5 protein-coding genes and 1 tRNA gene are annotated in these 9,474 nt (G+C 61.6%); 4 read left to right on the top strand and 2 right to left on the bottom strand.

What is annotated here, in order from left to right; translation table 11 throughout:
- Both PLL20_04695 and PLL20_04690 read left to right on the top strand, forming a co-directional pair.
- Nucleotides 1-1,065 (top strand): GH116 family glycosyl hydrolase (locus PLL20_04695; protein HPD29268.1); only part of this gene is annotated, 1,065 nt, incomplete at its 5' end.
- Nucleotides 1,066-1,377: 312 nt separating this feature from the next.
- Nucleotides 1,378-4,338: a thrombospondin type 3 repeat-containing protein gene (locus tag PLL20_04690; GenBank protein ID HPD29267.1), complete on the top strand. Its 2,961-nt coding sequence runs from the start codon at nucleotides 1,378-1,380 to the stop codon at nucleotides 4,336-4,338.
- A 54-nt stretch (nucleotides 4,339-4,392) separates the two neighbouring features.
- On the opposite strand, the gene PLL20_04685 is transcribed toward PLL20_04690, so the two are convergent.
- On the bottom strand, nucleotides 4,393-5,673 hold the full coding sequence (locus PLL20_04685) for a dipeptidase (GenBank protein HPD29266.1): 1,281 nt from the start codon (nucleotides 5,671-5,673) through the stop codon (nucleotides 4,393-4,395).
- Nucleotides 5,674-6,164: 491 nt separating this feature from the next.
- Here PLL20_04685 and PLL20_04680 point away from each other — a divergent pair, with 491 nt between their 5' ends.
- Both PLL20_04680 and PLL20_04675 read left to right on the top strand, forming a co-directional pair.
- Nucleotides 6,165-7,337 carry a pyridoxal phosphate-dependent aminotransferase gene (locus PLL20_04680; GenBank protein ID HPD29265.1) on the top strand — a complete coding sequence of 391 codons (1,173 nt, stop codon included), beginning with the start codon at nucleotides 6,165-6,167 and terminating at the stop codon, nucleotides 7,335-7,337.
- 121 nt (nucleotides 7,338-7,458) lie between these two features.
- A complete protein-coding gene (locus PLL20_04675; GenBank protein HPD29264.1) occupies nucleotides 7,459-8,520 on the top strand; it encodes a uroporphyrinogen decarboxylase family protein in 1,062 nt (353 codons plus the stop codon).
- A gap of 438 nt (nucleotides 8,521-8,958) precedes the next feature.
- Here the strand turns inward: PLL20_04675 and PLL20_04670 are convergent.
- Nucleotides 8,959-9,031, bottom strand: a tRNA-Lys gene (locus PLL20_04670).
- Nucleotides 9,032-9,474: the final 443 nt, after the last annotated feature.

The following is a 9,474-nucleotide window of genomic DNA, read 5'->3' as shown; positions in this document are numbered from 1 at the left end:
TACAACACCCTCGACGCCGCTTGGTACGGGCAGATCGCGTGGATCTCCTCGCATGACCTCGCGGCCGTGCGCGCCGGCGCGAAGATGGCCGTCGAGATGGGCGATGCCGGGTTCGCCGAGCGATGCAGGAAGATTGTCGATCGCGGCGGAAAGCGACTGGTCGAACGCCTCTACAACGGCGAGTACTTCATTCACATTCCTGATCCCGACAAGCCACAGACGGTTCGCACGGGCGATGGGTGCCATATTGACCAGTTGTTCGGGCAATCATGGGCTCACCAAGTCGGCTTGGGACGAATAGTGCCCCTTGAGCCGACCCTTTCTGCTTTGCGATCGTTGTGGCGATACAACTTCGCACCCGACGTCGGCCCTTATCGCCTGATGGCTGCGGACAAGATTCCCGGCGGGCGATGGTATGCCATGCCCGGCGAGGGCGGCTTGCTCATGTGCACGTGGCCCAAGGGCGGCATGGAAACCGCCAGCGGCGGCGGCAAGGATGCGGGCTTCGCCGGCTATTTCAACGAGTGCATGACTGGGTTCGAGTACCAGGTCGCGGCTCATATGATCTGGGAAGGGATGGTGCAGGAAGGCCTGGCCATCACCCGGATGATCCACGACCGCTATCATGCCCGCAAGCGCAACCCCTGGAACGAGATTGAGTGCGGTGATCACTATGCCCGAGCTATGGCCAGCTACGGGGTTTTCCTTGCCGTCTGCGGTTTCGAGTATCACGGGCCGCAGGGCTACCTGGCGTTTGCCCCTCGCATGTCGCCCGATCACTTCCGGTCCGCCTTCACATCGGCTGAGGGTTGGGGGACGTTCGAGCAGAACAGGCAGAACGACTCCCAAACCGAAACTATCGTTGTTCGGCACGGCCGTCTGACTCTTCGCAAACTGGCGTTCGACCTGGCCGCCGGCTTTCGCCCGGGGTCCGTCGCAGTCTCGGCAGCGGGTCAATCTCTGCCGGCCAGCATGAGCCAGGATGGTTCTCGGGTTACCATCACTCTCGACGCAGTACACGTCCTGAAAACCGAGGAGAGGCTCGATATCATTTTCAGGGCCTAGGAAACAAGCTGAGTCCGGCATTCGCCTGCAACGCAGAGCACTTTGCGGCAATCAACCTAAATCCTTTGGCGGGAGTATGTTAAGATCGTCTCCTGGTGTCCGCATGGCAAAGGTCCGCAAAGGACGATGGCGCAGGCGTAGCAGGAGCCGACAGTTCTGCCCTCTCGCCAGCCGAATGACGGACGGCTGATAACCTGGCTTCGGTCAGGCAAAGAATCCGGCCGCAGATCCTTCTCACCCACAAGACGTTTTTGCTCCATGTGTTACAATACTCATGGTAGTCGCGTCGCGGATGTCGGAGAGACTGAGCCGGTGAACAAAGGTTTTTGGGCTTGGCTGACGCAGGCATGCGTCGTGCTTACGGTGTTCGCTGCTTCAAGCTGGGGGGCTGGCGCGCCCATCATGACCAGTTTCCCGGTCGTGAACTCCTCAACGGTGGTTGCCGACGACGCGACTCCTTACACGGTCTCAACGACCTTCTCCGACCCTGACGGATATGACAGCATTCGGTGTATTCGCGTGCTCTTCAATTACACCGAGGCCGGCGGCGACCAGAGCCAAGGCCGCGGCTACATGAATTGGGGCAAGACGGATGCCGACGTCACCCAATGGGGCGGAACGTGGGTCATTGCGGATGCCACGGGCGGCGGGCGTTGGGCTTACCGAACGGATGCTTGGGGTGGCATCACGTACATCACGCCCCTCTCATGCGAAACGACCGTCACCGGCAAAGCCACGGGCGGAAGCGGCGCACGGACGGTGACCTGGACCTTCACCGTCAAACCGGCCTGGGCGTTCAACCCGGTGATGAACGACGCTGACGCATGGGCTGCCGACGGTGTCATCGGGGGAACATCGTACATTGTCGGCTGGATCGACGGGCAGATGTCCTTTGACGTTGTTTCCGAGCCTTGCTCCGCCACTTGCACGACGCCGCGAGCACCCGTGGTGTCGAATCCAAGAAACAACGCCGTTGACGTGTCGATTGATCCCGGTGACAGCCCTGACGACGTTTATGCGATCATGATTTCACCCGGTCTGGGCGGAAAGACGTACGTTCAGTCCGACGGGACACTGGGTCCCCGGCCGCAGTGGAGCACGAAAAGCACCTGGGGCAACAAAACCGTTACCGGCCTGCTGCCACGGAGGACGTACACATTCAGCGTGCGGGCCTCAAGGAGTCTGGCCGGCTATTGTCCCTCGGCGTGGGGGCCCGGCAGCCAAGTCACCACGACGGGCGATATTCCAATTATCGACTACTACCAGGGCAAGGCGTTCAGCTCATGGGTTCGCGGACAGTGCCCCTACCGGTCAGTCAGCACCTCGGCGTGGAGTCCGCTGTGGGACCTGGCTGCCGGTTCGATGGGACGCGGCCTGGCCGGAGGTCTGGATGCGGACACCTACGACTGGCGAAACGTCGATAGCGGCTCCGGCTGGGGCACGCCCACTTGGAGCGGTGCGTTCACCACCCTGGAGTTCCTGCAGGCCGCACGCGACCGCAATGCCGCGCCGGTGCTGACAGCCAACCTTTTCGGCGGTGGGTACAGAGACTGGTCGAACCCGAACTATCCTGGAGTGTTCGTCTGCCAGACCGCCAATCCGGAGGGGCTGGCCGCCGACTGGGTTCGGTACACGAACTTCATCGTTCAATCGTACCGGCAGGGTGACGAGGCGAGTCTCGCTGGAGAGGATCTGCGGGTCTACAACTCGATCGTGAATTGGGGCACCAAGCCCAAATTGCTGACGCCGGCTGAAGGCAGCGTTCCTCCGGTCAAATACTGGGAAATCGGCAACGAGCCCGAGCTCGGGGGCTACGGTGATTTCCTCACCAACCACTATCTGGGCCCGGCCGACTATCGCGACCGGTACAAGACGATCAGTGCGGCGATGTTGGCGGTGGATCCTTCACTGAAGTTCGGGCCCTGCCTGATCAATCCGTCCGATCCGAACGGCAGCGGACAGTGGCTGTCGGCGCTCGCGGCGGACCCGGGCGTTCGACTGGATTTTGTGGCCTACCATCCCTACTACGGGGCCATCAAGAGCAACTGGGGCTGGTTCGAAGGCCTGGCAACGGCCTTGCGTGACTACAAGAAGTATCTGAATGACCACACGGCCGGTATGCGATCGATCCTGGCCCAGAACGGCCGTACAAGCTGTGATTTCATCGCCTCCGAATGGAACCCCGTCAACTGGGACGCCCCTGGCACGCTGCAGGCCTCCGTGGCGAATGCCATCGGCGTTGTTGAGACGTGTTTCACCTTCGCCGAGGACGGCGTGCTGGCAGGCACCTTCTGGGAGCAACCGCAAAGCAAACTTGGCCCAAAGCTGGCGTTTCAAGGGCTGGTCAGCCATATGGGCAACGTTCTGATCACCACCGGCGCGCAGATGGGGTTTGACCCCGCGAACAGCAACTTCCGGTTTTACGTGACCAAGAACGAAGGCGACGATTCGACGATCATGATCTGGGGGCTCAACTTTGACGACACTCAACCCATCACTGTGAACATGGGCCTGATCCCCTGCCAGGTCACGTCAGCCAAGCTGAGGCATCTTGGCAAGCCCGGCGACGACGACGCCGGTGGCGACACCAGCCTGACGGATTACAGCGGCCTGGGGTGGGAGGAGGAGGATGTGACCTCCGGTTTTACACCGCAGGATTTCGCCTTCACGATGGAGGATGCCGAGATCACTCTGCTGGTGCTGGAGGTTGCGCCGGTGGACGACGATCTGGACGGCGTATTCGACCACCTGGACAACTGCATGGGCGTCTACAACCCCGGGCAGGAAGACCAAGACGGAGATGGTCTGGGCGATGCGTGCGACAATTGTCCGGCCGTCGCGAACCCCGGCCAGGAAGACCTGGACGGGGACTTGGTCGGGGACGTTTGTGACGACGACGTAGACGGCGACGGGATCCTCAACCCGCAGGACAACTGCCCGCTGATCGTGAACCCGGAACAGGAGAATTCCGACGGCGACGCACTGGGCGACGCCTGCGACGCCTGCCCTGGCACCGCTACGGGGGCGCCCGTTGACGCCCATGGGTGTCCGACGCCCGTAACCGGCGACTTCGATCGCGACGGCGACGTGGACTTGGAGGATTTCGGTCATTTCCAGGCCTGTCTATCAGGCCTGTCCGTTCCTCAGGAGAATCCGGATTGTCAGAATGCCAATCTCGACGGCGACAGCGACGTCGACAAGGCGGATTTCGGGATTTTCGAGGCATGCCTCTCGGGTCCCGGAATTGCGGCACCTGCTGCCTGCCTCAACTGAGCGGGTGAGATCATCCGGTTCCGGATATGCGGCGTGCGGTTGATCACCGACGTGCTATTTCGACCATTGGCGAGCGACCTGCTCGGCGCGGCGCAGGACGCGAAGCGAGTTTTCCCCCATGATTTTGCGAATGTCGGCGACCGAGTATCCGCGGTTGAGCAGTTCCTGCGTGATATACGGATAGCCTGACACGTTCTCAAGCTGAAGCGGCATCATGCCCACGCCGTCGTAGTCGGAACCGAGACCGACGTGATCGATGCCGGCCACGCGCACGATGTGGTCGATATGATCGACCACCATGCCTACGTCGCCGGAGGGAATCGGATTGGCTTTTCTGTATGATTGCCAGGCTTTCTTGAACTCCTGGGGGTCCGGGTACCTTGCCTTGAGTGCCCGTTCCTGCTCAAAGTAACCGGCCATGGCGCGTGCGCCTTGCGGATGTGCGTAGCCGGGGAAGAAAGTCACCATGACGACGCCGCCGCCGGCTGCGATCATCCGAAGGACGTCATCGGGCACGTTTCTCGGATGGGCGGCGATCGCATGGGCCGACGCGTGCGAAACGATGACGGGAGCCTTGCTGATTCGCAGGGCGTCGCGCATGGTGTCAGCCGAGACGTGGGCCAGATCGACAAGCATGCCCAGGCGGTTCATCTCTTGAACCACGCGTTTGCCGAACTCCGACAGGCCGCCGTGACGAGGCTCATCGGTGGCGGAGTCCGCCCAGTCGGTCGTTTCCGAGTGAGTCAGCCCCATGTAGCGGGCGCCGCGTCCGTAGAACAGCGACAGGTTGTCAAGGGAGTTTTCGATCGTATGGCCGCCCTCGATACCGATCAGGGCCGCGATCTTGCCTTGTCGATAAATGCGCTCGACGTCCGCCGCCGTTCGTGCCAGTTCGAAGACGTCGGAATACCTCGAGATCATTCGGTCGATGAGGTCAAATTGCTCGAGGGCCATTTTTGCGGCGCCGCCATTCTTCTCAGTCTCCGCGGGGACATAAACGACCCAGAATTGAGCCCCAACACCCCCCTGCCGCAGTCGCGGAATGTCGGTCTGGACGGACTCCTGGTGTTGACGCAGGTCCATCTTGTCGAACGAAGAGTCCGCCTTGGTCCTTATCTGCCAGGGCAAATCATTGTGGCCGTCTATCACAAGGAGAGAACGATGAAGCTCCGTGCCCTTTGGTGTCATGACGACGGCTTTCGGTTCTGTCGCGGGGGTGATCACCGCGTGCCCTCCGGGCGACTGCGCTGCCGAACAGCCGCCAAGAACAACGGCAACCGCACCCATCGCCGAGGCGACAAGCAAGCGCCGTAAACCCTTTGTTCCACGATTCATTGCGAGTGTACCTCGTGCCAGCTCCATGTTCCAAGTCAACCGTGCACCCCGGAAGCAGCCGTTCACGTAGGGGCGTATGCAGCGACAGGGCTTTCGGGCCGCTGATGCTGCGGCCGGCAAGCCGCCAAGCTTCCGGAAAAGGATACCATGGGGCCGGCTGGATTGCCCGTATCACAGCGAGTAATATGCCAAGTGTGCGGCGAGAAGGCCTGGCGGCGCGTCTCGCCGATTGTCTGATGTCGGTTGCCGACCGCCGCCCATCGGCCGGCAGCCCGAGCATGTGTGCGAAAGTCGACGGATTCGTTCGACAGGGCAACGTCGAGCCTGCCTCGCCACGGGCGGGGTCGCGGGTGCGACCGGGACCTGCCAGATTCCGCAGCGAGAACCGGCAGGTCTGCGCGCTGCTTCGTCCATAGGACTTCGCAAGGCTTGGACCATGCCCTACGGTCTTCACGCACACTGTTACAACTGGGCCGCAGGAGACGGCAGCCGTGAGCATTTCGCAGAAGATGCGGGAACAGATGCAGCGCTCGTCATGGATTCGCAGGATGTTCGAGGACGCCGAGCGAATCAAGAAGGAACGGGGGGCGGGTGCCGTTTTTGATTTGTCACTCGGCAATCCGATCGAGGAACCCCCTTCCCGGTTTCTCGAAAGCATGCGATCGGCCGCCGGCGACCCTGCTTCAGGAACCCACCGATACATGAACAACGCCGGGTATCCGCAAACGCGTGCGGCCGTCGCTCAACAGGTCTCGCGGGAACAAGGCGTTCAGCTTAACGAGAATCACGTAATCATGAGTTGTGGTGCGGCCGGAGCACTGAACGTGGTGTTGAAGGCCATTCTCGACCCGGGAGACGAGGTGATCATCTTCGCCCCGTTTTTCGTCGAGTATGTTTTCTACATTGACAACCACAACGGCGTCGCCAGGATCGTCGAGTCGGACGCGAGCTTTCAGCCGGACCCTGGTCGCCTGGCGGAAGCGATTACGGATCGCACCAAAGCGGTCATCATCAACAGTCCCAATAATCCGACGGGTGTCATCTACTCAGGCAGACTGATAAGAGAGATGGCGGCGGTTCTCATGGAGGCGTCGCAACGACATGGGCGGGAGATTTACCTTATTTCCGACGATGTGTACCGCCACATCGTGTATGACGATGCTCCCTTGCCGGCCATTTTTGCGGAGTACCCCAGTTCGATCATCGTCAGTTCGTTCTCGAAGGATCTCGGCCTTGCGGGCGAGCGGATCGGATACATCGCCATCTCTCCGGCGGTCGGCGAGCTGGAGGCCTTGTTCAGCGCCTGTGTGACGGCGACGCGCGTTCTGGGGTTCGTGAACGCGCCGGCGCTGATGCAGCGGTCGATTCTGGCTTGTCTGGACGCGCGGGTGGACATGGACCTGTATCGGCACAACCGGGCGGTTCTCTGCGACGGGTTGAGGCGCGGAGGATTCCGTTTGGTTGAGCCGACAGGCGCCTTCTACATCTTCCCGCAGTGCCCGGAACCGGATGACGTCGCCTGCTGTGCCGCACTGAGGGACAAGGGAGTCATTGTGGTGCCGGGATCGGGCTTCGGCCGTCCGGGACATATACGCCTGGCTTACAGCGTTGAACGGGAGACGGCCGTGAAAGCGGCGGCCGTGCTGGCCGAATACGGCCGGTAACCGCCGGCATCCAACATAGCCGCAGCCTTCTCGTGGCGTGTCACGGGCGGCTTGTCGGGCGGGAGTACCGTGCTCACGGCCGGCCTGCTCCGGGCAACTCATCAGGAGAGGTCAACGCGAGATGTCCACCAGCCCGATGCAGAATCTGCGAGAGCTGCTGGACCATGGCTCGCCTGGCTGGATGCCCTTCACGCTGGATGTCGGAGCGATTGGGGGGCTGACCTCGCCGATCCTGCGGCAGTTTGAAGAGATGACCGGCCAGACCGACCCGGCCGAGTACTTTGACTACGACTTCCGCACTTTCTCGCTCAAGACCGCATTCGGCGGAGACGATCCTCGCAGCTATCATGCCGGCACCGAGGCGGGCACAACCTTTGATGAATGGGGCATCGGGCACGGATCTTGTGAAGTCGAGGGTACCGTTGGCCGTACTTATCCGCCCCTGGCGACGGCGACATCGGTGCGGGATATTGAAGCCTATCCCTCCCCGGCCATCGACGGGACGGTCGATCGGTCGCCAATCGCAGATTATCACGCGCGAGGATACCCGGTCTTCGGCTATGCCGGGAGCATCTATGAGTGGTCCTGGTGGCTCCGAGGGATGGAACAGTTTCTGGAGGACCTGATTCTTGCTCCGGCGCTGGCGGAGGCGATCATTGCCAAAGTCACATATTACACCCTGCGGCTTGCACTGGCGTCGGCCCAGGCGGGAATCGACGTGCTGTGCTTCTATGACGACGCGGGGATGCAAACGGGCATGCAGATCTCGCCTGAGATGTGGCGGCGGTTTATCAAGCCGGGATGGCACACGATTCTTGAGCACCTCAGACGCAACGCACCTCACGTCCGGGCCTTCCTGCACAGTTGCGGCAACATCCGCGAAATCATTCCCGACATCGTGGAGCTTGGCTTTGACATCCTGCATCCGATACAGCCGGAGTGTATGGACTTCGCGGAGGTGTACCGCGAGTTTGGCCGGCAGATCGCGCTTTGTGCCACCATCAGCTCGCAACACCTTTTCCCTTTCGGAACACCCGAGCAGGTTCGCGAGCAGGTGCGAAGGCTGAAGGAACTCTGCCAAGCGGATCGTCGCTGCATTCTCTGCCCGTCGAACAAGATTCAGCCGGAGACGCCGTGGGCCAACGTTGTCGCGTTTGCCGAGGAAGCTCGGGCGGATCGATAACCAGGTTTCCGGCCGGGGCCGGAGCACTCGTCCCTGAAAGGCCTAAACCACGCTTGGTTGGAAACCTTCGGCCTTCGGACGATGGGAATGCAGCGATCACGCGGCAACAAGGCAAGCAGACCGCCCGCCGCAGTGTTGCCGAGTCAGGGATGGCTGTTGCTGGGAAGCTGTCTGGTGCGGATATCGCATCGGCGACGAAAAGCGTAATCGTCTCGTGCCCAGCCGCTACCGAGAACAGACTCGCCACGCCCCTGCTCGTGGCCTTCGGGGGCTGGGGATGCGGCGGCGGTACTCGCGGCAAGGCCCGTAGCGGCCATTACCGTCGGGTGAGGCCCACCGCCCGGGTTTCCGGTGGCTGACCTTACGCCATCAGGAAGATGGACAACTTGGACACCCACTTGCACGCTCTTGCACCGACTGGCACCGAGGGGAAAGGATTGAGGGCGCAGGGACTCGAACCCTGGACCCACGGCTTAAAAGGCCGTTGCTCTACCTACTGAGCTACGCCCTCAAGATCTTGCAGTATAAGGACTTACCGCACATGCGTGGAGCGGTCCGGCTAGAGGCCGCTTGTGGGCATGACAACCGGCGTCCTTTGGTATCGGCAGGCTCTGGGCCGCTGGCCGCAGGGCCTAAGCAAGGTCATTCTACACCGTTTCCGGGCGGCTCGCCAACTTCGGTTTGTTGCAGCGATGGGGGAGGCTGTGCCGTTTGGGGCGGTTAACCTGGCTGCCTGTTACAGAAACCGAAACGTAAGCGACGGACCATTGCCCAATCCCCGTAAGTCGGTCAAGGCCAAGCCAACCCGCGAGGCGGTCGCAGGGAGCTGCTTGACTTGCGAAAACAGAGGGACTTGCGCCAAGCCAACGCGCGAGGCGGTCGCAAGCCCATGCGGCGGGGGCTGCTCGCTTCCTCTTTCGCCAAGGCTGGGCGACGGATACGTTTGCGGTTGCG

This window comes from Phycisphaerae bacterium, assembly GCA_035384605.1.
In the GTDB taxonomy this organism is placed as follows: Bacteria; Planctomycetota; Phycisphaerae; order UBA1845; family PWPN01; genus JAUCQB01.
Note: the sequence above shows the minus strand (reverse complement) of the source record. Positions and strands in the feature narration are given on the sequence as shown.

Bases quoted from the DNA above. Each gene is read 5' to 3' on its own strand.
- PLL20_04685 (HPD29266.1), bottom strand. From the start codon at position 5,673: ATGAATCGTGGAACAAAGGGTTTACGGCGCTTGCTTGTCGCCTCGGCG.
- PLL20_04675 (HPD29264.1), top strand. From the start codon at position 7,459: ATGTCCACCAGCCCGATGCAGAATCTGCGAGAGCTGCTGGACCATGGC.